Here is a 19,950-nt window from a genome sequence, read left to right as displayed (position 1 = left end):
CCGTAGGCCTCTTGGCCCTGGTCCGGGTGGCTGTAGCCCTCGCGGTCTGCGGCCTCGCGGCCCCCGTAGACCTCTTGGTCCGGGGCGGTCTGGTCGTAGTGGTCGTGGTTCGCCGCGTCGCGGCCGCCGTAGGCCTCTTGGCCTGGGGCGGTCTGGTCGTAGTGGTCGTGGTTCGCCGCGTCGCGGCCGCCGTAGACCTCCTGGCCCTGGTCGGGCTGGCTGAAGCCCGCCGGTTCGCGCCCATCGGCGCCCACGGCCTCGTGGCCCGCGTCGCGGCGACCCCCGCCGAAGGTCTCCTGGTCCGGCGCGTCCGCGAACGCGGGCTGCTCAGCCTCGAACTGACCGCCCGCCGCGGGCCCGCGACCCGGTGCGCCCTCGGGGTCCTCGTACCGCTCGCCCGCGAACGCCTGGCGGTCCGCGGCGGGGTCGTGCTCGTCGTGGACGTTGTCGAACTGCCCCGCCCGGTGGTCCTGGGCGGGGGTGAACAGCGGCCCGTCCTCCTCGTCGTCGTCCACGTGGACGGCGTGCGTGGCGGGCTCGCCGACGTCGGCGGGCTCGGGGGCGGGGGAGAGCAGGACCTTGCCGACCAGGAACGCGCCCGCGTCGGCGGGGTCGGTGAAGACGGCGGGGACGGCGAAGCCACCGTCGAACCAGCCGACCTGCCAGCCCTCGTCGGTCTGGGTCACGGCCCAACCCGGGTGCGCCGGGACGCCGATGGTGTAGTGCTCGGCGGGCACGCCCAGGTCGGTCAGCCGATCGCGGACCAGGCCGAACACCTCCGGCTCGGTCTGCTCCGGCTCGACCGACTCCACCGTCGGCGAGGGCTGGTCGGGGTGGGTGAACAGCTCGACCGACTCCTCGGCGGGCGGCTGCGTGAAGCCCGAGTAGGCCTCCTCGGCCGCCGGGGCGGTGTGGTCCGCCTCCCGGTGGAAGTCGTCTGCCTGGCGGAACGGGTCCGCTGGACCGGCCGAGAAGGCCTCCTCGGCGGGCTCGTCGAACCGCTCCCGCTCGGTGTGCTGCTCGCCTGCGGCGGCGTCCGGGTCCTCGACTGGGCCCGCGGGCTCGAAGTGCTCGTCGGCCGCGGCGTAGCGGTCGTCCGCGCGCTCCGGCTCCTCCTCGCGCAGCGCGCGGCGCCCCGACTCGGGGGCGCCCGGCTCGAACAGGCCGTTGGGGGCCCACTCGCCCTCGGCCGCGCCCGGCAGGCCGCCCGGGGTCGGGCGGCCGGGGCGCACGGCGGCGTCGGCCGAGCCGGGCAGGCCCTCCGACCAGGTCGCGGGTGCGCTCTCGACCTCCTCGGCCAGCGGGCGGTCCCACGGCGCGGGGGCGTCGTCGGCGGACCGCACGGCGAACGCGTCGAACTTCTCCTGCGGCGCGGGCGGCTCCGGCCGCTCGTCGACCACCCGCGCCGCGGCGGGCGCCTCCTCCTGCTCCGGCTCGGGCTGCTCCTGGGCGGGCTGCTCGCGGTCCGCCTGCTCCACCGGGGCGGCGACGGGCTGCTCGGCCCCCTGCGGCGGTCCGGGCGGGCCCGGCCGCCGCGCCTGGCCCCGGCTCAGGAACGCCCCAGCGGCGCCCAGCGCCTGCTCGGGCACCTCGGGCACGGTGAACTCGGCGCGGCGGATGTGCTCGACCAGGTCGGGCTCGGGCGGCACGCCGTGCGTGCGCAGGTAGTAGTTGACCGCCGCCGCCCAGATCCACACGCCGTCGGTGTGGAAGGCGACCGGGACGGCCTGGCGGCGCTCCTCGTCGAGCAGGTCGGTGTCGAGGCCCCGGGCGGGCAGCGGCAGCGGCGCGGAGTCCAGGTAGCGCAGCACGGCCTCGCGGTCGGCGTCGTCGACCGGCGGGCGGTTGACCGTGGGGCGGCCGTCCGGGCCGGGCGCGTCGAACAGCCTGGCCACCCGGAACGGCGGCTTGAGCGCGGCCATCCGCCTGGTCAGCCACTCCGGCACGTTCTCCTCGTCGCGGGGGAACGTGCGCAGGTCGTCGGCGTAGGCGGGTGGGGGCGGGGGTTGCAGCCACTGCGGCTCGTCGCGGTCGTACTCGAGGTTGTACGCGGAGGGCTGGTCGAGCTGGTAGCGGGCGTTGTACCAGGTCCCGCGCCCCTCCCGGTACATCCCGGCGCGCAGGCGGCCGAACAGGCCCGCGGTTTCCGGGGAGATCTGGATCGGCTCGGTGTTCTCGTCGGCGAACGCCACCCGGCCGACGACCTCGGTGTACCGGCCCAGCGCCCGGTACTCGACCTGGATGGTCTGCCAGTTCTCGGGCGCGGAGCGCAGCAACGCGAGCCCGATCTGCTTGACCAGGGCGTCCTGTTCGGTCGGGTTCAGTTGCGTCGGTTGTGCCACGGTGACATCTTCTCCTGCCGGTGTGCGCTCGGCACACGGTGTTCCTGGCCTGAGCTGCCTGCCTGCGCCGATGACACAGGGTCAGCACAGCCGCCCTGGTCACAGGTCGGTTACGGTGCTGACGGTATCTCGAAACCCGGGTCGCTCGCTTCCCCCGCCCTCCGGCGCCACCCACCTGTGACGATCACCGCACGTCTCTCACCCGACCGGACGGCACCCTTCGCGGATTGTGCCGGTGGCACAGGTGTGCCAACCTTCGGCCCGTGTCCGACGGCGACCTCACGCCCCACCTGGCCAAGCTCGGCCTGCCCGCCGACCAGATCGGCGTCTACCGCTTCCTGCTGCGCACCGGCCCGAGCACGGTGGAGCAGATCGCCGAGGGGTGCGGCAGCGCGGTCATTCGCACGAAAGAGTGTGTTCGAGGACTCCTCAACGCGGGCCTGGTCGGCGCGGACGGCCCGGACGGCTCCGCGATCACCCCCGTCCCGCCCGGCTCCGGCCTCCAGATCCTCAGCCGCAGGCGGGAGTCGGAGCTGGAGCAGGCCAGGGTGGCCACGCTCAACGCCTACGACACCTTCCGCCGGGCGATCTCCCCGCAGCGCACCGACGACCTGATCGAGGTGGTCACCGGCACCGCGATCGCCCAGCGCATCCAGCAGATGGAGCTGAGCGCGCGCACCGAGGTCCGCAGGCTGGACTCGCCGCCGTACTTCACCGCGGGCCACGTCAACAACGCCGAGCTCGAGCAGCTCGGCCGCGGCGAGGTCGCCTACCGGGTCGTCTACGCCCGCGCCTCGATCGAGGACCCCGGCCGCTACGCGCAGAACATCCAGCCGTGCGTGGCGGCGGGGGAGCAGGCGCGGGTGCTGCCCGAGGTGCCGGTGAAGCTGACCATCGTCGACCAGCAGTTCGCCACCGTGTCGCTGCCGGTCGCCGAAGCCGACGTCAACCGGCAGTTGCTCGTCGTGCGCCCGAGCAGCCTGCTCAGCGCCCTGGTCGGCCTGTTCGAGGCGTCCTGGCGGCTGGCCGTGCCGCTGACCGCGGGCGCGCAGGCCACCAGCCCGGTCCAGCCCATCGAGCAGCGCCTGCTCGGACTGCTCGCCGCGGGCGCCAACGACGACTCCATCGCCCGCCAGCTCGGCGTCAGCCGCCGCACGGTGTTCCGCCACCTGCAACGCCTCATGGACCACGCGGGCGCCACCTCGCGCTTCCAGCTAGCCGCCCATGCCGTACGTCACCGCTGGATCTAGGAATCCACGGACCACCCCTGTGGTTCAGACCAGCGTGAAGACCCCATCACCAGCGCTGTACGGCGTGGTCGCCGCCCTGCTCGGCGGCGTCGCCCTGGCCGTGCAGAGCAGGCTCAACGGCGAGCTCGGCCGCCAGCTCGGCGACGGCGTCGCCGCCGCCCTCATCTCCTTCGGCGGCGGGCTGGTCGTGCTGCTGACGGCCACCTTCGCGACGCGGACCGGGCGTGCCTCGGCCGCGCGGTTCCGGGACGCGGTGCGCGGCAGGCGGCTCAAGGCCTGGCAGTGCGTCGGCGGCGTGCTCGGCGCGTTCTTCGTCCTCTCGCAGGGGTTGGCCGCCGCGGCGCTGGGCGTCGCCCTGTTCACCGTCGCCGGGGTCGCGGGCCAGGTGGTCAGCGGGCTGCTGGTCGACCGGGCCGGCTTCGGGCCGGGCGACCCGCGGCCGGTCACGACCCCGCGCGCGGTCGGCGCCCTGCTGACCGTCGCCGCCGTCGGCGTCGCCGTCGCCGACCGGCTCGGCGCGCCGGGGCACCTGTGGCTGATCCTGCTGCCGCTGCTGGCCGGGGCGGGCCTGGGCGTGCAGCAGGGGCTCAACGGGCACGTCGGCAAGCACTCCGGCGGCGTCCTGTTCGCCACGACCCTGAACTTCGGCGTCGGCACGGTCGCGCTGGTGGTCGCCGAGGTCGTCGTCGTCGCCGTGCGCGGCCTGCCCAACCCGCCGCCGTCGGACTGGCGCCTCTACGTCGGCGGGCTGCTCGGCATCGTCGCCATCTCCTCGACGGTCTACGCCGTGCGCGTCATCGGGGTGCTCATGCTCGGCCTGTCCGCGGTGGCGGGCCAGTTGATCGGGGCCGTGTTCCTGGACCTGACCTCCGGGCAGCTCGCCACCGGGACCGTCATCGGCGTCGCGCTCACCCTGGTGGCCGCGGCCGTGGCGGGCGTCCCCCGCCGCCCGGCCCCGACCGGGTGAGAGGATGCCCGCTGTGACCGGAGCCCCACAGCGCGGCGGGAAGCACCCCGCCCTGGTGCACCTGCCCTTCGGCCTGGTGATGGCCGTGGTGGTCGTCGGGCTGGTGCGGATCATCATGTACTCCTGGCGCGAGGGCACCGTCTGGATCGGACTCGCGCTCCTGCTCGCCGCGGGCCTGCGCGCCCTGCTGCGCGACGAGCAGGCGGGGCTGATCGCCGTGCGCAGCAGGGTCGTCGACGGGTTCCTCTACAGCGGCTTCGGGCTCATGGTGATCGCCGTGGCCATCACCATCGAGGGCGGCCCGCTCAGCCGCTGAGCCCGGCGATCGCCTTCTCGATCAGCGCCGCCGACGCCCGCTCGTCCAGCGCCGCGCTGAGCAGCTCCACCACCGCCCGGTCGTAGTGCTTGACCTCCCCCGGGTCCTCCAGGTAGACGGCGGCCGCCCGGCTCTCCAGCAGCACCACCGCCCGGCCCCGGTCGAACTGCATCCGCTGGAACGGCCCGTCGAGCGCCGGGTGCCCGTGCTCCAGGCCGGACACCACCCGGATCGTCACGTTCGGCCGCGCCCCCGCCTCCAGCAGGTAGCGGAGCTGCCCGCGCATCACCTGCTGCCCGCCCACGACCGAGCTCAGCGCCGCCTCGGTGAGGATGGCGAAGAACCGCGGCGGCTCCTCGCGGCGCAGCACGGCCTGCCGGTGGATGCGGCCAGCGGTGTAGTCCTCCACCTTGGGCTCGTCGAGCAGGTAGACCTCCCGCATCACCGCCTGCGCGTAGGGCACCGTCTGCAGCAGCGCGGGCACCAGCGCGGGCGCGACGTCGACCAGCATCGCGGCCTTGGCCTCCAGCACCCGCAGCGCGGCGAACCGGCCCGCGACCTGCTCCGGGCGCACCGGGGCCGCCGCCGCGCCCCTGGCCAGCGCCAGCAGCTCGTCGCGCCGCCCGCCGGGCACCCGGTAGGCGCCCAGCAGCGCCATGAGGTCATCGATCCGCTGGGGCCTGCGCCCGTTCTCCATCCGGCTCAGCTTCGACGTGCTGATGCCCACCAGTTCGGTCACCCCGGCCAGGCTCAGGCCCGCCCGCTCCCGGTGCGTCCGCAGTTCCTCGCCCAGCAGCTCCAGCCGGACGGTCGAGTCCGGTTCCCGCAACCCCATCGGCCCCCGCCCGTATCGATCACCCCTCGACCGCTGATGATCAGGGCAGCGGGGAGCCGGTCGGCGCAGGTCGGGGGTCTGTCGGAGCAGAATCACCCGAAGGAGCGGCCGAGCGCGCCGCCGAGACCCTGCTCACCGGGTGGGTCCGCGACCGCGTCGCCTTGGTAGCCTCGCCGCTGCCGGGCGACGCCGCCGTCAGGGCGAGCGCGAGCCCCCCGTGGTCGGCCCCCCGACGCATCATCCGCCATGCCATCGGGAGGATCTGCCAAGTGGCACCCGTCACAGTCACCGTCACCGGCGCGGCCGGCCAGATCGGCTACGCCCTGCTTTTCCGCATCGCCTCCGGCGCTCTGCTGGGCCCCGACACCAAGGTCAACCTGCGCCTGCTGGAGATCCCGCAGGCGGTCAAGGCCGCCGAGGGCACCGCGATGGAGCTCAACGACGGCGCGTTCCCGCTGCTGTCGGGCATCGAGGTGACCGACGACGCCAAGAAGGCCTTCGACGGCGCCAACGTCGCGCTGCTCGTGGGCGCCCGCCCCCGCACCAAGGGCATGGAGCGCGGCGACCTGCTCGAGGCCAACGGCGGCATCTTCAAGCCGCAGGGCGAGGCCATCAACGCGGGCGCGGCCGACGACATCAAGGTCCTGGTGGTCGGCAACCCGGCCAACACCAACGCCCTGATCGCCCAGCAGCACGCCCCGGACGTCCCGGCGAGCCGCTTCACCGCGATGACCCGCCTGGACCACAACCGCGCGCTGTCGCAGTTGTCGGCCAAGCTCGGCGTCGGCGTGGCCGAGATCAAGAAGCTGACCATCTGGGGCAACCACTCGGCGACGCAGTACCCGGACATCTTCCACGCCGAGGTGGGTGGCAAGAACGCCGCCGAGCTGGTCAACGACCAGGAGTGGCTGGCCGACACCTTCATCCCGACCGTGGCCAAGCGCGGCGCGGCGATCATCGAGGCCCGGGGCGCGTCCTCGGCCGCCTCGGCCGCCAGCGCCGCCATCGACCACGTGCACGACTGGGTGCTGGGCACCGCGCCGGGCGACTGGACCTCGATGGCCGTGCCGTCGGACGGCTCCTACGGCGTGCCCGAGGGCCTCATCTCGTCGTTCCCGGTCACCACGGCCGACGGCGAGTACTCGATCGTCCAGGGCCTGGAGATCTCCGAGTTCTCCCGCGGCAAGATCGACGCCTCGGTGGCCGAGCTGGCCGAGGAGCGCGACGCGGTCAAGGCGCTCGGCCTGATCTGAGCCGCCGAACCCGCGGACCGACACCGCGAGGGCCCCGTCCGGACACCCGGCCGGGGCCCTCGCGCGTGACGCGACCGATCACGGAATCCACTCAGGATCCCTCCACCATCGTGTCTGCGTGCCCCGAAAGCGTGAATATAAAGCTCTCGCCATCACAAACCGCTTCCCCCGGCGTTTCCCAGGCGGAAGGTTCGCAGAAACCGATTCGCGAACAGCGGACAGGAGGTCCACGAGATGACCGAGGACACACAGCACTCCGAGCAGCTCATCTCGCTTTACTCGGGCGCCACCCCCGTGCGCTCCCGCTGGACCTACCGGGCGGACGAGCCGTTCACCGTGGTGGCGGCTTTCGAGGCCGACGGCGACAAGTGGGTCGAGTGGATCTTCGGCCGGGACCTGCTCGTCGAGGGCCTGCTCGGCCCGGTCGGCGAGGGCGACGTGCGGATCGGCCCCGACGTCTCCGCGGGCCGCGACGTGCTGGTCCTGGAGATCGAGTCCCCGGACGGCTACGCCGTGCTCGAGATGGACTTCGCCGCCGTGGAGAGCTTCGTCGCGGCCACCGCGGCCCTGGTACCGCTGGGCGCGGAGAGTGACTTCTTCGACGTCGATCGCCTGATCGAGGAAATCACCAACGTCTGACCAAACGAGAGAACCGCCCACCGGTCTCGCTGGTGGGCGGTTCTCGCTTCACGTCCCGGTCAGGCGCAGGCCTGCACCAACGTGTTCAACGACTCGACCTTGTCCGAGGTCCAGCTCAGCACGGACGACGCACTGAGGTTGCCGACGTCAAGCTCGGAAACCTTGTCCGACATCCCCGTCAGAGCGTCCCGCAACGTGGTGTCCGCCGCCCGATCGGCCAGCGCCCGCAACTCGTCGGCCCGCCGCCGCGCGTCACTCGCGGTCTGCTCGACGTCCTGCTCGTTCGGCGTGAAGTTCGCCAACTGCAGCGCCTTGACGCAGATGCTCGCCTTGTCGGTGGCGTTGACCGCGGCGTTGGTCGCCTGCTGAACGGAGTCGCAGGCCGAGAGCCCGCCGACCAGTGCCGCCGCACACAGGGCGGTCGCCAGTCGAGATCGCATCTGTTCTCCCTGGGGAAATGAGGAGTGTCCAGCCAAGGCTACCGCCCGGTCAAGGCACTCCCGTCCGGTTCGCCCCCTTCCGGCACCACCAGCCGCACCCCCACCGTCAACCCACCTGACAGTGCCCGTTCAACCATCGCCTCGATCGGGCCCGTTGGTCGCCGCTTCCATCGCGATCTGCTGGTCCAGCAACATCCCTAAATCAGTGCGAGCGGGTTCTCTTGTAGGAGTGCGTCGGCCTCTGGGGTCTGTGCGAGGCGCAGCTCAGGCGTCATGGGTGTCATGGTGACGCGGATGCTGGCTTGGAGCGCTGGTGCCTTGTTGCGAGGTAAGCGTCGACCCAGTTCTTGTTGCTGAGCCAGTGGCCATCGTCGTCCTTGATGGCCTTGAGGCGGTTGCGGGTGGCGGCAATGCGGAGGGCGCCTTCGGTGAGATCCGGGGTGGCCAGGGCGGCTAGTGGGACCAGTTTGGCCGGGCCTGCGACTGCGGGCATGACGAACTTGTAGAGATTGGCTGTGACACTGCGGGCGATGAGTTCGCCGAGGGGGCCGTAGTCATCCCTGTCTGCCTTTCGCATTGCCTGCAGGTAGCGATCTCGCTCTCGCTTGAAGATGATCGCCGGGGGATATCCGAGGCGTCCCAGGAGCAGGTTCAGGAGCAGGCGACCGGTTCTGCCGTTGCCGTCGAGGAACGGGTGGATGCGTTCGAACTGGTTGTGGATGCGGGCGAGTTCTTCGGGCAAAGGCACGATGGGGTTGCGAAGCGCGCTGACATCGCTGACCCAGTCGCGCATGAGGGCGTCGACCTCCGGCCACGTCGGGGGCTTCATCCCGCCTGGGAACCGGGCGATCTCATGCTGGCGGAAGGCCCCGGGACCCTCGTGATCGGTAGCGTGCGGGTGAGGTGCGACCGTCCAGACCGGTGTCATGCAAACGTGGTGGATGTGGCGGACCTCCTGCAGGGTGATCAGGCCATCTCCGGCCCATTCGCCAGGATTGACGGCCTGGCCATACACCCACTTCGCGGCGTCGCCGTAGCCTTGCACTTCGAGGTAGTCCCTGAGCGGCTTCGCACCGACGGTCTGTCCCTCGTCGAGCAGTCGTTCGACCTCGCTCAGAACCAGTGTGTTGCCTTCGATGGCTGTGCTGTTGTGAGCCTCTTGGTGCCAGATGCCTGACCAGATGTCGTCGGCCTCCGCTGGGGCGGGAAGGCCACCAAGACGCTTGCGGAGATCGGCTACTGCTTCGTCCAGCCGCTGGTAGACGGCCGCTCGGCTCGGTCGCCCAGCCATCGGATCCCCTAGTTGTACGCTCTGCGGTCAGGCAATAGTACCGTACAAGTAGGAAGTTGTACGGTACGGGGCGAGCTAACTGGACCGTACAACTTTGGTTGATGTTCCGTGGTTGCCGAAGCAGGCTCGGCTGATCGAGGCGTGTTTGGCAGGCGTTGGCGCCGGGCGACTGTCATACATCAAGACGCCTGCTGGTCCAGCAACATTCCCAAGACCAGAGCCAACGGGTTGTCGGCGAGCAGAGCATCAGCCTCCGGGTTCTGGGCGATGCAAAGCTTGGGCGTCATAGGTGGCATGGTGACATGTCCCGCGTGATTGCTGGCCTTGACACCTCTCGGTACCCAGGTAGTATTGACTACCAGGAGGTGTGTCATGGCTGGAGCTTCGGTACCGGTGAAGATCGATCAAGAGACGCACTCGCTTCTCGCGCATGCGGCTACAGCGCTGCGTACGACGCAGAAGGATCTGCTGGAGGCGGCTGTCCGGGAATATCTCAGTGCTCGTCGCGAGAAAATCAGCGCGTCTCTTCGTCGGACGATGCAATTGATCGACGGAAGCGACGCCAGTCGGGTTGCGGTTTTGACGGGGTTGTCGCCGGAGCGCCTTGACGAGCTTGGTGGGGTCAGCGAGTCCTGATGTCTGTTCGTCCGACCCTGCGCTGTCTGCGTGAAGAACTGGGTCTCGAAGTTCCGCCGGTCAATGAGCCCTTGAACGAGCTTGACCACCCGCTGATCAGCAAGGCGAACGATCAGTTCGCTGCGCCGACGGGTCCGCGTGAGCGGATCGGGGCTGTGGACGACGCGATCATGTTCAAGGTCAAGGTACAGCGTTGGCGCGGCGCGGTTGTCGAGAGCGGTGAACCGAGTTGGATGGTCGCCGCCGGGGTTCGAGAGGACGGAAGTCGAGACGACTTCTACGAAGTCCTTGCCACGGCGATGAAGGCGGCCCGCACCCGGTACAACGTCGAGCACTCCCCGCCTCTCGCGACTCGGACTCACAGCAGTGAGTGGCTTCCGGGCGAAGACGATCATGACCGTTACCGCGCCGAAGCGGGGATCCGCCTTCTGCGTGAACTTCGCGCCGCAGTGCACCGTGTGGTCTGTGCGTCCCTGCTCGATGGACGCGAGCACGTCGCTGACATCGGTGGGGCCGAACTCGGTGTCGTGGTCCAAGGAACAGAGGATCACGCGACGTACGTGGCACTCCGCATCGTCGGGTCTGTGCCGGGCGATCTCGTGGCCGTGGTTCTGAGCCTGGTTCCAGGATGCGACCGGGACAGTTGGTACCCGGAGTTCGCGATGCCAGAGCGCCCACTCCGCGCAGGAGAACAGGTCTACTCGAACCTCATGGACCCCGTCGCAGCTGCCCGCCTGCTTGATGGGTTCGACGGCGCGTAGTCATACATCAAGACATTTGCTGGTCGAACAGCATTCCGATTCGCTTGCTTGTCCAGCGGTGGCGCGGGCGAGTTCACGCCCACGGTGCCAACGGGATGTCCGACAACGCGGGCACCACCCCTGTCCGCTGCAACGCGATCGCCGACATCCACACCGCGATCACCGTCAGCACCGGTCCCACAATCGCCATCTCGACCCGGCCCCCGGTCCGCATCCGCATCAGCTTCGGCGGCGCCACCGGGTACCACGTCTTCCACATGATCGGCACCGGCCACAGGATCGGGCACCCCTGTTCCGTGATCGCGTCCCCCAGGTAGTGCGCGATGCACCCGATCCCCACCGCCACCCCGCAAGCGGCGGCGTTCGCGTCAGTCTGATCCGTCCACCGCAAGCACGCGTAGGTCAGCAGTAAAGCCGTTCCCGCGATCCACAGGGCGTCGTGCTTCGCCGACCACTTGTGCATGATCCCCCGCACCGCCAGGCCGCAGAAGAACAGCATCAGCAACGGCAGAGCCCAAGACTGGCTCGTCTGCACGATCGACGTCGTCACCACCGCGGCGAAGGCGGCGAACACCAGGGTGTGGGTCAGGCCGCGGTGGCCGCCGTCGCGGTTGGAGTCCCGGTTGGTCCGGGTCGCCCGGTAGGTGCCGTGGCTGATGGCGTTGATGAGCTTCGACGCGCCTTGGGTCAGGGGGCCGAAGGTGGTTGAGACGGTGGATTCGGGGTGGTCCAGGTCTGGCAGGAGTGCTGCCCCGGTGGCGAGGATGGCGCCGACCAGCCAGCCCTTGGCGGAGAGGGTGCCCAGGGCGGTGCCTTCGGCCAGTGCCGTGGTGGCGGCCCAGGCGGCTAGGCCGCTCATGGCGTGGGTGGGGCCGGTGGACACCGGGAAACCTCCTTGGGGTTGGCGGGCCTCGATCTTAGGATCGGCGGTATGGCGCCCATCGAGTTTCCGATCAAGACCCGCCGGTTGGTTTTGCGGCCCTACGCGCCGGGGGACCTGGACTTCCTCGTCGACCTGCACGGGCGGGCGGATGTCGTGGAGTACCTGCTGTTCGACGTGCGGGATCGGGACGAGGTGGCTGAGGCGCTCAGGCAGCGGTTGGGTCAGACCTCGATCGAGGGGGGCAAGGTGACGCTCGCCATCACCGTGGACGGGACGGTGGTGGGGGATGTCGTCCTGATGCACGCGAGTGTCGAGCACCGGACCGCGGAGGTTGGGTGGGTGCTGCACCCCGACCACCACGGGCACGGGTACGCGACCGAGGCGGCGACGGCGCTGGTCGACCTCGCGTTCGAGGACCTGGGGATGCACCGGGTCATCGCGCGGCTGGACGCCGAGAACACCGCGTCGGTGGCGGTGTGCGAGCGGCTCGGGCTGCGGAGGGAGGCGCACTTCCGGCAGAGCGAGTTCATCAAGGGCCGGTGGGCCGACGAAGTGGTCTACGCGGTGCTCGCCGACGAGTGGGTCACTCGATAGCGCGGAAGCGCTCGTGGGCCGCCTGGCGGCTGACGCCCAGGGCGGCGCCGACGTCGGCCCAGGTGGAGCCCTGGGCGCGGGCGGCGGTGACGGCCTCCTCGGCGAGGGGGCCGGTCCAGCGGTCGATCTCGGCGAGGAGCTTGAGCGCGACCTCGGGCCGGCTGGTGATCATCTCCCGCACCTGGTCACGCAGCACGTCGGACTTGGTCAGCAGCCACATCGGCGGCTCGGTGTCGATGGCGCCGAGCGCGTGCTTCCACCAGCGCCCGGTGGGGTCGGAACCGGGTTGGTCGAGCCAGCCGCAGTCGCATCGGGGGGCGTTGTCGACGATGGCGCCGCGGTGTCCCGGCGCTTCGAGGGTGTCCACGCCTGTCAAGGTACCTTGACAGGCAAGGGGCCCGCCTAAGCTCGGTCGCGGTGAGCGTGCACACAAGCACGTGCCGCGCGCGGAGGCAGCAGTACGCTTGTACCGTTTGCGCGACAGTCTGTGAAGGGCGAGAGGAGCACCGCGGCTCATGGCCAAGATCAAGGTCCAGGGGAAGGTCGTCGAACTCGACGGCGACGAGATGACCCGCATCATCTGGCAGTTCATCAAGGACAAGCTGATCCACCCGTACCTGGACGTCGACCTGGAGTACTACGACCTGGGCATCGAGCACCGGGACGCGACCGACGACCAGGTCACCATCGACTCCGCCAACGCCATCAAGAAGCACGGCGTCGGCGTCAAGTGCGCCACCATCACCCCCGACGAGGCGCGCGTCGAGGAGTTCGGCCTCAAGAAGATGTGGGTCTCGCCCAACGGCACGATCCGCAACATCCTCGGCGGCGTGGTGTTCCGCGAGCCGATCATCATCTCCAACATCCCGCGGCTGGTGCCGGGCTGGACCAAGCCGATCATCATCGGCCGCCACGCCCACGGCGACCAGTACAAGGCCACCAACTTCAAGGTGCCCGGCGCGGGCGAGCTGACCATCACCTTCACGCCGGAGGACGGCTCCGAGCCGGTCAAGCACGTGGTGGCCAACTACGGCCCCGACGGCGGCGTGGCCATGGGCATGTACAACTTCACCAAGTCCATCGAGGACTTCGCCAGGGCCTCGTTCTCCTACGGCCTGCAGCGCGACTACCCGGTGTACATGTCCACCAAGAACACCATCCTCAAGGCCTACGACGGCGCCTTCAAGGACATCTTCCAGAAGATCTTCGAGGAGGAGTTCAAGGCCGACTTCGACGCCAAGGGGCTCACCTACGAGCACCGCCTCATCGACGACATGGTCGCCGCGGCCATGAAGTGGGAGGGCGGCTACGTCTGGGCGTGCAAGAACTACGACGGTGACGTGCAGTCCGACACCGTGGCGCAGGGCTTCGGCTCGCTGGGCCTGATGACGTCGGTGCTCTCGACCCCGGACGGCAAGACCGTCGAGGCCGAGGCCGCGCACGGCACCGTCACCCGGCACTACCGCCAGCACCAGCAGGGCAAGCCGACCTCGACCAACCCCATCGCGTCCATCTACGCCTGGACCCGGGGCCTGGCCCACCGCGGCAAGCTGGACTCGACCCCCGAGGTCACCGGCTTCGCCGAGGCGCTGGAGAAGGTCGTCATCGAGACCGTCGAGAGCGGCAAGATGACCAAGGACCTGGCGCTGCTGGTCGGCCCGGACCAGCAGTGGCAGACCACTGAGGAGTTCCTCGCCACGCTCGACGAGAACCTGCGGCAGAACCAGGCCCGCTGACCAGCGGTCCAAGCAGGTAGAAGGCCCTCGACGGTGTTCCGTCGGGGGCCTTCACGCAACGTGGCCCCGATTGGCGCGAGCGGGTGGTTCGTCCGCTCGGGTCTGGCGCGCGGCCCGCCGGTGCGCCACGGTGGGCGGGACCGGGTGATCGAAGTGCCGTGCGGGAGCGTGCGACGTGTTGGTTCCGAAGAAGGCGTTGCTGATCGGCGGGGGCGCCGTCGTGGTGGCCGTCCTCTACACCTCCAACCAGCCTGCGCCGGGCAGTTCCGCGCAGACCGAGGCGACCTGCCGCGTCGAGGTCACCGCCGACGTGCTCAACGTGCGCAGCGCGCCGGAGGGCGGTGCCGAGATCGTCGGGAAGTTCAACCAGGGTGCGGAGACCGACGCGGACAAGGATGTGCGGAACGGCTACCGCAAGCTCGGTGCGGACCGGTGGGCTTCCGCGGAGTTCCTCAAACCCCTGACGGGCCACGACTGCGGCTGAGCGGGACCGGGGTCCGGGCTCCCGTTAGGGTGCTCGCGTGACCACGGTCTCCTCCGTCAACGTGAACGGGTTGCGCGCCGCCGCCAAGAAGGGCTTCAGCGAGTGGCTGGCGACGACCCCGGCCGACATCGTGTGCCTGCAGGAGGTCCGCGCCGACCCGGCCGACCTCGCTGAGCTGGCCAACCCCGAGGGCTGGCACACCGTCCACGCGGACTCCCGGCTGCTCAAGGGCCGCGCGGGGGTGGCGATCTACTCGCGCGCCGAGCCGACGGCCACCCGCGTCGGGTTCGGCGTGGCGGAGTTCGAGGCCAGCGGGCGCTACGTCGAGGCCTGGTTCCCGGGGCTGGTGGTGGGCAGCCTCTACCTGCCCAGCGGCGAGGTGGGAACGCTGCGCCAGGAGCAGAAGGAGCGCTTCATGGCGACCTTCCTGCCGTACCTGGTCGAGCTGCGGGACAAGGCCGCGGCAAGCGCTTGCGACGTGTTGGTCTGCGGTGACTGGAACATCGCGCACCAGGAGATCGACCTCAAGGCGTGGAAGGCCAACCGGAAGAACTCCGGGTTCACCCCCGGCGAGCGCGCCTGGATGAGCCGGGTGTTCGACGAGGCGGGCTACCGCGACGTGCACCGCGGGCTGGTGCCGGAGGGCCCTGGTCCGTACACGTGGTGGTCTTACCGCGGCAAGGCCTACGACAACGACTCCGGCTGGCGCATCGACTACCAGGTCGCGACTCCCGGGCTGGCCGTGCGCGCCCGGGAGGTCGTCGTCGAGCGGGCCGCCAGCTACGACGAGCGCTGGTCGGACCACGCACCGGTGACGGTCGTCTACGCCTAGGGTTCGTATGACCTGGCTCACCACGCAGAAAAGCGATGCCGTTTCACGATCGCTTTCGGTGATCGTCTTTCCGTTTGCCCTGCTCGCCACCTGGCTGTTGTCGCACTCGGTAGTCGATCACGCACGCGTAGTGCGATTGCGGACACCCCGGATGGATTGGGCCATTCGGCGGGGGTTAGTGTCGCGTCACGTCCGATTGTGGGACTTCAGCCCCGGCTGAGCGCCACGATCGGTAGTTTCTCTCTGGCTTGTCATGGGGTTCTCACCCAATCGAGGGACGGATCGGTAGTGGCTGGTTCACGCAAGAGCTTCGGCACGCGGGCGGTGTGCGCCTTGATCACGACCGGGGCCACGGCCGTGCTGCTCGTGCTGGGCGCTCGGGTCGCCGTGGCCGCGGACTCCGCGCCGCTGCAGAGCTCGGTCGGGATGCCGTTCGGCACCGTGGGCATCGCTGCCGTCGTCGTCGGCGTCGGCGGGATCATCTTCGGCCTGCTGCGGCGCAAGAAGCCCGCCGCCACCGCCGCCAACACCAGGATCGAGCCGGTGGTCATCCCGCTCCAGGTCCCCACGCCCCGCCCGGTCGCCGAGCCCGCCGACCGCTGACCCCGGGCCCGCCTGGGAGGATTGCCCCGTGTCGACCGAGCAGCAGGCCGAAGCGCCCGCCCAGCCCCAGCGCAAGCCCCGCGTCCTGTCCGGCATCCAGCCGACCGCGGACTCCTTCCACCTGGGCAACTACCTCGGCGCGATCCGCCAGTGGGTCTCCCTGCAGGAAGACCACGAGCCGTTCTACTTCATCGCCGACCTGCACGCGATCACCGTCGAGCACAACCCGAAGCTGCTGCGCAAGCGCACCCGGGTCTCAGCGGCCCAGGTGCTGGCGCTGGGCCTCGACGTCGAGCGCAGCACGCTGTTCGCGCAGAGCCAGGTCCCCGAGCACGCCGAGCTGGGCTGGGTCATGCAGTGCCTGACCGGGCTCGGCGAGGCCAGCCGGATGACCCAGTTCAAGGACAAGTCGGCCAAGAACGACACGGTCAGCGTCGGCCTGCTGACCTACCCGATCCTGCAGGCGGCCGACATCTTGCTGTACCGCCCGCAGTTCGTGCCCGTCGGCGAGGACCAGCGCCAGCACCTCGAGCTGACCCGCGACCTCGCGCAGCGGTTCAACAGCCGCTTCGGCAAGACCTTCCAGCCGCCGGAGCCCTACATCCTCAAGGACACGGCGAAGATCTTCGACCTGCAGGAGCCGGGCGCGAAGATGAGCAAGTCGGCCTCGGCGCCGAACGGGATCATCGAACTGCTCGACGACCCGAAGGTCTCGGCGAAGAAGATCCGCTCGGCGGTGACCGACACCGGCCGCGAGGTCGTCTACGACGCGGAGAACAAGCCGGGCGTGTCGAACCTGCTCGGCATCTACTCCGCGCTGACCGGCCGCACGCTCGAGGACTTGCAGGACTCCTTCGAGGGCAGGGGTTACGGCGACCTCAAGAAGGAGCTGGGCGAGGTCGTCGCCGACTTCGTGACCCCGGTGCGCGCCCGCGTGCAGGAGTACCTGGACGACCCGGCGGAGCTCGACGCCATCCTCGCCCGGGGCGCCGAACGCGCCCGCGAGGTGGCCCGGGGCACCCTCGCCCGGGTCTACGACAAGGTCGGGTTCCTGGCCGCCCCGTAGAGGTGGCGGCATGGAACTGAGATCATCTCGCGTTGCGGCTGATCGATTCTGCCAATAAATTCCAGTGGTGACCGAGAGCGCGGGGACGACCACGGACGACAAGCCCGACGAGCCGGAGTCGAAGCTCGCGCGGTTGCGCAAGCGGCCGGGGATCGATCACCTCGTCCGCGCCTACAAGGCGTTCACCGAGCGCTACGGCAACCACTTCGCCGCGTCGATCACCTACTTCAGCGTGTTGTCGCTGTTCCCGTTGCTGCTGGTCGGTTTCGCCGTGCTCGGCTTCGTGCTCAGCGGGCAGCCGGACACCCTGCAGAGCTTGCGCGAGGGCATCGCCGAGGCCGTGCCCGGCAGCCTCGGCGGCCTGGTCAACGACCTGGTCGACGCGGCCATCGAGGAACGCGGCAAGGTCGGGGTGATCGGCCTGCTGACGGCCGCCTACACCGGACTCGGCTGGATGGGCAACCTGCGCGACGCGCTGACCGCGCAGTGGGGGCACAAGCTGGACTCGCCGCCGTTCCTGCGCGGGCTGCTCACCGACCTGCTGTCGCTGCTGGGGCTCGGGTTGGCGCTGGTGGTGTCCTTCGGGCTCAGCGCCGCCGGCAGCGGGCTCTCGGAGTCGTTGCTGCGGCTGGTCGGCCTCGAGGGATCGGTCGTCGCCAAGGTGATGCTGTTCATCATCGCCACCGCGCTGTCGCTTGCCGCGAACTGGCTGGTGTTCCTCTGGGTGATCTCGCGCCTGCCCCGGCAGCCGGTCAGCTCCAAGAGCGCCATGCGCGGCGCGCTGATGGCCGCCGTGGGCTTCGAGGTGCTCAAGATCGTCGGGACCGTCTACCTCACCAGCGTGATCGGCGGCCCGCTGGGCAGCCTGGTCGGGCCGATCGTGGGTCTGCTGGTGTTCGCCAACCTGGTGTCGCGGTTCCTGCTGTTCGTGACGGCGTGGACGGCGACCGCCAAGGAGAACGTCGTGCCCGAGCCGGTGCCGCCGCCCGCGCCCGCGGTCATCCGCCCGCAGGTCGAGGTCGCCAACCGGCCGGGGACCGGGCAGGCGCTGGGGTTGATGGGCATCGGCGCCGGGATCGCGCTGCTCGTCCGCAGGCGCAGGTAGACGGTCTACTCAGGACTTTCGAGCACGACCTGCCTGCGGCACAGCCGCGCGCTGAGCTCCAGCAGCTCGGCCAGCTCGGCCCACGGGCAGTCCGCGGGGCCCTCGGTGGTGGCGATCAGGACCAGCTCGCTGATCTTGTTGCGCAGCCGCACCAGGGCGATCACCAGGTCGGTCTGGTCCAGCGACAGCGGCTCAGGCACGACCGCTGCTCCTGGCCCAGGTGTCGGCCAGCGAGCGCAGCAGGTCGGCGTCGGACCACTCGCCCCGCGGCGCCGGGATGGCGTCGACCAGCGGCTGCGGGCCCTCCAGCACCGGCGGGCTCAGCGTCTCGCGGATGATCAGGACCCGGCGCTGCTCGACGCACGTCCCGCGCATCACCGCGACGTACCGGTCGCCCTTGGCCCAGCGGAAGGTGTGCCCGTGCAGGTAGACCCGCGTGCAGGCGGTGCTGCCGTCGTACGGGTGGGTCAGCCCCCTGAAGCTCATGGCGCAACTGTGCCAACAGGACAGTCATATCGGATACGGATACAACTGCGCCCATCGCGCAGAGCTGCACCGGTGAGCTGTAGCCGGCCGCCGCGGCCACGGGCGCGGGTGCGCAGCCCCTGCCAGCAGCAGATTTATTGTCTCGTTGCCGGAAACTGTTCACTGCTCGTCCACGGCGAACGGCCGCCGCCGCGCGGTCGCGGCGCGGCAGGCGGGGGCGAAACCGGAAACGCGGTCACGGACGGTGGTCGGATCAGGCCTCGGTCACGTCGAACCGGATGCCCGCCTTGATCAGCCGCTCGGTCAGCGCGTCGCCCATCGCCACCGCGGTGGTCACCTGGCCCGAGGACGCGGGCAGCGAGTCGAAGGCCAGGCACAGCGCCGACTCGGCCAGCATCTTCGCGGTCTCCTCGTAGCCGGGGTCGCCGCCGGATACCTCGGTCAGCACGCGCTTGCCGCCGCCCACGCCGATGAACCGGGCCCGGAACCACGACCGCTCCCGCTTCTCGGCCGACGGGCCGTCGCCGGGGGAGACGCGGCCGAGTAGCCAGTCGCGCACCGGCGGCAGTTGCGCCATCGCGAACAGCGCGCCCACCCCGCCCGCCAGGCCGACCATCGCGGGCAGGCGCTTGAAGCCGATGTAGTGGCCGTAGGTGAACTCCGGGCCGTACCGCTCCAGCGCGCGCGCCGAGCGCAGCACGACCTGCGGGTCGACCGTCGGCGCGGGCAGCCCCCACAGCCCCAGCGAGTCCTCGCGGGTCGGGCGCATCGGCACGCCGCGCACCTTGCGCCCGCTCGGCCGCGACTCCTCCTTGCGCCGCCGCGCGGCCAGCCGCGCCGCCGAGCGCATCCGGCCGAAGGCGGTGATCGCGGAGTGGAAGGTGCCGCCGGAGAACGTGCCCCCGGCCTGCACGAAGCCCTCGACCTTGATCGGCGCGCCCTCGGGCAGGTGCTGCACGGTGAGGTGGACGCCCAGGTCGTAGGGGATGGAGTCGAAGCCGCAGCAGTGCACCAGGCGGGCCCCGGACTCGACCGCGCGGCTGTGGTGGCGCAGCCAGGTCTGGTCGACGAACTCGGGCTCGCCGGTCAGGTCCACGTAGTCGGTGCCCGCCGCCGCGCAGGCGCCCACCAGGGCGTCGCCGTAGGTGATGTACGGACCGACGGTGGTCACCACGACCCGGGTGGCCTCGGCCACCGCCCGCACCGAGTCCTCGTCGTTCACGTCGGCGATCAGCAGGTCCATCTCCGCCAGCACCGGGTCGATCGCCGCCAGCCGCAGGCGCACGGCCTCCAGCTTGTCCCGGTTGCGCCCCGCCAGCGCCCAGCGCAACCGCGCGGGCGCGTTGCGGGCCAGGTACTGCGCGGTCAGCTCCCCGGTGAATCCGGTAGCCCCGAACACCACAACGTCATAGTCCCGACCCGTCGGCATGC

At 70.4% G+C, this 19,950-nt stretch carries 23 protein-coding genes; 14 read left to right on the top strand and 9 right to left on the bottom strand.

Translation table 11 applies throughout. From position 1 onward, the window contains the following. The coding region (locus tag GCL84_RS04660; protein WP_156754084.1) for a hypothetical protein at positions 1–2,342 on the bottom strand (2,342 nt) is incomplete at its 3' end. A gap of 263 nt (positions 2,343–2,605) precedes the next feature. Between GCL84_RS04660 and GCL84_RS04655 the strand changes: the two genes are divergently transcribed. Genes GCL84_RS04655 through GCL84_RS04645 form a run of 3 tightly spaced genes read left to right on the top strand, consistent with a single transcriptional unit; the run spans position 2,606 to position 4,875 of the window. Next, positions 2,606–3,592, top strand: a complete 987-nt coding sequence (locus GCL84_RS04655; RefSeq protein ID WP_156754083.1) for a helix-turn-helix transcriptional regulator — start codon at positions 2,606–2,608, stop codon at positions 3,590–3,592. Between the two features lie 34 nt (positions 3,593–3,626). Beyond that, positions 3,627–4,559, top strand: a complete 933-nt coding sequence (locus tag GCL84_RS04650; RefSeq protein ID WP_235925991.1) for a DMT family transporter — start codon at positions 3,627–3,629, stop codon at positions 4,557–4,559. 13 nt (positions 4,560–4,572) lie between these two features. Continuing rightward, positions 4,573–4,875 (top strand): DUF3017 domain-containing protein, encoded by a 303-nt coding sequence (locus GCL84_RS04645; RefSeq protein ID WP_407924364.1) that lies wholly within the window; start codon positions 4,573–4,575, stop codon positions 4,873–4,875. On the opposite strand, the gene GCL84_RS04640 is transcribed toward GCL84_RS04645, so the two are convergent. Continuing rightward, on the bottom strand, positions 4,865–5,710 hold the full coding sequence (locus tag GCL84_RS04640; protein WP_156754080.1) for a helix-turn-helix domain-containing protein: 846 nt from the start codon (positions 5,708–5,710) through the stop codon (positions 4,865–4,867). The genes GCL84_RS04645 and GCL84_RS04640 overlap by 11 nt on opposite strands. Positions 5,711–5,979: 269 nt before the next feature. On the opposite strand from GCL84_RS04640, the gene GCL84_RS04635 reads away from it, so the two are divergent. Together GCL84_RS04635 and GCL84_RS04630 are read left to right on the top strand one after the other, a co-directional pair. Next, complete coding sequence (locus GCL84_RS04635; protein WP_156754079.1) at positions 5,980–6,963, top strand: malate dehydrogenase; 984 nt, start codon at positions 5,980–5,982, stop codon at positions 6,961–6,963. Between the two features lie 234 nt (positions 6,964–7,197). Next, positions 7,198–7,602: an SsgA family sporulation/cell division regulator gene (locus GCL84_RS04630; RefSeq protein ID WP_156754078.1), complete on the top strand. Its 405-nt coding sequence runs from the start codon at positions 7,198–7,200 to the stop codon at positions 7,600–7,602. Between the two features lie 59 nt (positions 7,603–7,661). On the opposite strand, the gene GCL84_RS04625 is transcribed toward GCL84_RS04630, so the two are convergent. Continuing rightward, on the bottom strand, positions 7,662–8,042 hold the full coding sequence (locus GCL84_RS04625; protein WP_156754077.1) for a bacteriophage spanin2 family protein: 381 nt from the start codon (positions 8,040–8,042) through the stop codon (positions 7,662–7,664). 280 nt (positions 8,043–8,322) lie between these two features. After that, positions 8,323–9,333, bottom strand: a complete 1,011-nt coding sequence (locus GCL84_RS04620) for a Fic family protein (RefSeq protein WP_156754076.1) — start codon at positions 9,331–9,333, stop codon at positions 8,323–8,325. Between the two features lie 372 nt (positions 9,334–9,705). On the opposite strand from GCL84_RS04620, the gene GCL84_RS04610 reads away from it, so the two are divergent. Next, positions 9,706–9,969, top strand: a complete 264-nt coding sequence (locus GCL84_RS04610) for a hypothetical protein (protein WP_197523020.1) — start codon at positions 9,706–9,708, stop codon at positions 9,967–9,969. Next, positions 9,969–10,730, top strand: a complete 762-nt coding sequence (locus tag GCL84_RS04605) for a hypothetical protein (protein ID WP_197523019.1) — start codon at positions 9,969–9,971, stop codon at positions 10,728–10,730. The genes GCL84_RS04610 and GCL84_RS04605 overlap by 1 nt, the downstream gene beginning before the upstream one ends. Positions 10,731–10,803: 73 nt before the next feature. Here the strand turns inward: GCL84_RS04605 and GCL84_RS04600 are convergent, their stop codons facing one another. Continuing rightward, positions 10,804–11,613, bottom strand: coding sequence for a metal-dependent hydrolase (locus tag GCL84_RS04600; RefSeq protein ID WP_197523018.1), 810 nt, complete (start codon positions 11,611–11,613; stop codon positions 10,804–10,806). A gap of 48 nt (positions 11,614–11,661) precedes the next feature. Between GCL84_RS04600 and GCL84_RS04595 the strand changes: the two genes are divergently transcribed. Then, positions 11,662–12,207: a GNAT family N-acetyltransferase gene (locus GCL84_RS04595; RefSeq protein WP_156754074.1), complete on the top strand. Its 546-nt coding sequence runs from the start codon at positions 11,662–11,664 to the stop codon at positions 12,205–12,207. On the opposite strand, the gene GCL84_RS04590 is transcribed toward GCL84_RS04595, so the two are convergent. Continuing rightward, entirely contained in the window at positions 12,197–12,574 is a 378-nt protein-coding gene (locus GCL84_RS04590; RefSeq protein WP_156754073.1) for a hypothetical protein, read from the bottom strand. The genes GCL84_RS04595 and GCL84_RS04590 overlap by 11 nt on opposite strands. 148 nt (positions 12,575–12,722) lie before the next feature. On the opposite strand from GCL84_RS04590, the gene GCL84_RS04585 reads away from it, so the two are divergent. The 6 genes from GCL84_RS04585 to yhjD all read left to right on the top strand — a co-directional run bounded on the left by GCL84_RS04585 (position 12,723) and on the right by yhjD (position 18,033). Further along, positions 12,723–13,943, top strand: a complete 1,221-nt coding sequence (locus tag GCL84_RS04585; protein ID WP_156754072.1) for an NADP-dependent isocitrate dehydrogenase — start codon at positions 12,723–12,725, stop codon at positions 13,941–13,943. Between the two features lie 175 nt (positions 13,944–14,118). Next, positions 14,119–14,427, top strand: coding sequence for an SH3 domain-containing protein (locus tag GCL84_RS04580; protein ID WP_235925990.1), 309 nt, complete (start codon positions 14,119–14,121; stop codon positions 14,425–14,427). A gap of 37 nt (positions 14,428–14,464) precedes the next feature. After that, a complete protein-coding gene (xth, locus tag GCL84_RS04575; RefSeq protein WP_156754071.1) occupies positions 14,465–15,259 on the top strand; it encodes an exodeoxyribonuclease III in 795 nt (264 codons plus the stop codon). A gap of 288 nt (positions 15,260–15,547) precedes the next feature. Further along, a complete protein-coding gene (locus tag GCL84_RS04570) occupies positions 15,548–15,862 on the top strand; it encodes a hypothetical protein (RefSeq protein ID WP_156754070.1) in 315 nt (104 codons plus the stop codon). 28 nt (positions 15,863–15,890) lie between these two features. Beyond that, complete coding sequence (gene trpS / locus GCL84_RS04565) at positions 15,891–16,928, top strand: tryptophan--tRNA ligase (protein ID WP_156754069.1); 1,038 nt, start codon at positions 15,891–15,893, stop codon at positions 16,926–16,928. A gap of 67 nt (positions 16,929–16,995) precedes the next feature. Beyond that, positions 16,996–18,033 (top strand): inner membrane protein YhjD, encoded by a 1,038-nt coding sequence (gene yhjD / locus GCL84_RS04560; protein WP_156754068.1) that lies wholly within the window; start codon positions 16,996–16,998, stop codon positions 18,031–18,033. 5 nt (positions 18,034–18,038) lie between these two features. On the opposite strand, the gene GCL84_RS04555 is transcribed toward yhjD, so the two are convergent. From GCL84_RS04555 to GCL84_RS04545, 3 genes are all read right to left on the bottom strand, one after another. Then, entirely contained in the window at positions 18,039–18,233 is a 195-nt protein-coding gene (locus tag GCL84_RS04555; RefSeq protein WP_156754067.1) for a hypothetical protein, read from the bottom strand. After that, positions 18,226–18,519: a hypothetical protein gene (locus tag GCL84_RS04550; RefSeq protein WP_156754066.1), complete on the bottom strand. Its 294-nt coding sequence runs from the start codon at positions 18,517–18,519 to the stop codon at positions 18,226–18,228. The genes GCL84_RS04555 and GCL84_RS04550 overlap by 8 nt, the downstream gene beginning before the upstream one ends. Positions 18,520–18,772: 253 nt before the next feature. Then, positions 18,773–19,948 (bottom strand): saccharopine dehydrogenase family protein, encoded by a 1,176-nt coding sequence (locus GCL84_RS04545; protein ID WP_156754065.1) that lies wholly within the window; start codon positions 19,946–19,948, stop codon positions 18,773–18,775. Positions 19,949–19,950 lie beyond the last annotated feature (2 nt).

This window comes from Actinokineospora pegani, assembly GCF_009745975.1.
Taxonomy (GTDB): domain Bacteria; phylum Actinomycetota; class Actinomycetes; order Mycobacteriales; family Pseudonocardiaceae; genus Actinokineospora; species Actinokineospora pegani.
The sequence above is the reverse complement of the archived record's forward strand: the minus strand, read 5'-3'. Positions and strand labels throughout refer to the sequence as shown.

What these genes read in the sequence shown, in the direction of transcription:
- GCL84_RS04625 (WP_156754077.1), bottom strand. Translation starts at nt 8,042, where the DNA reads ATGCGATCTCGACTGGCGACCGCCCTGTGTGCGGCGGCACTGGTCGGC.
- GCL84_RS04610 (WP_197523020.1), top strand. Translation starts at nt 9,706, where the DNA reads ATGGCTGGAGCTTCGGTACCGGTGAAGATCGATCAAGAGACGCACTCG.
- GCL84_RS04640 (WP_156754080.1), bottom strand. Translation starts at nt 5,710, where the DNA reads ATGGGGTTGCGGGAACCGGACTCGACCGTCCGGCTGGAGCTGCTGGGC.
- GCL84_RS04550 (WP_156754066.1), bottom strand. Translation starts at nt 18,519, where the DNA reads ATGAGCTTCAGGGGGCTGACCCACCCGTACGACGGCAGCACCGCCTGC.
- GCL84_RS04545 (WP_156754065.1), bottom strand. Translation starts at nt 19,948, where the DNA reads ATGCCGACGGGTCGGGACTATGACGTTGTGGTGTTCGGGGCTACCGGA.
- GCL84_RS04605 (WP_197523019.1), top strand. Translation starts at nt 9,969, where the DNA reads ATGTCTGTTCGTCCGACCCTGCGCTGTCTGCGTGAAGAACTGGGTCTC.
- GCL84_RS04630 (WP_156754078.1), top strand. Translation starts at nt 7,198, where the DNA reads ATGACCGAGGACACACAGCACTCCGAGCAGCTCATCTCGCTTTACTCG.
- GCL84_RS04595 (WP_156754074.1), top strand. Translation starts at nt 11,662, where the DNA reads ATGGCGCCCATCGAGTTTCCGATCAAGACCCGCCGGTTGGTTTTGCGG.
- GCL84_RS04620 (WP_156754076.1), bottom strand. Translation starts at nt 9,333, where the DNA reads ATGGCTGGGCGACCGAGCCGAGCGGCCGTCTACCAGCGGCTGGACGAA.
- GCL84_RS04585 (WP_156754072.1), top strand. Translation starts at nt 12,723, where the DNA reads ATGGCCAAGATCAAGGTCCAGGGGAAGGTCGTCGAACTCGACGGCGAC.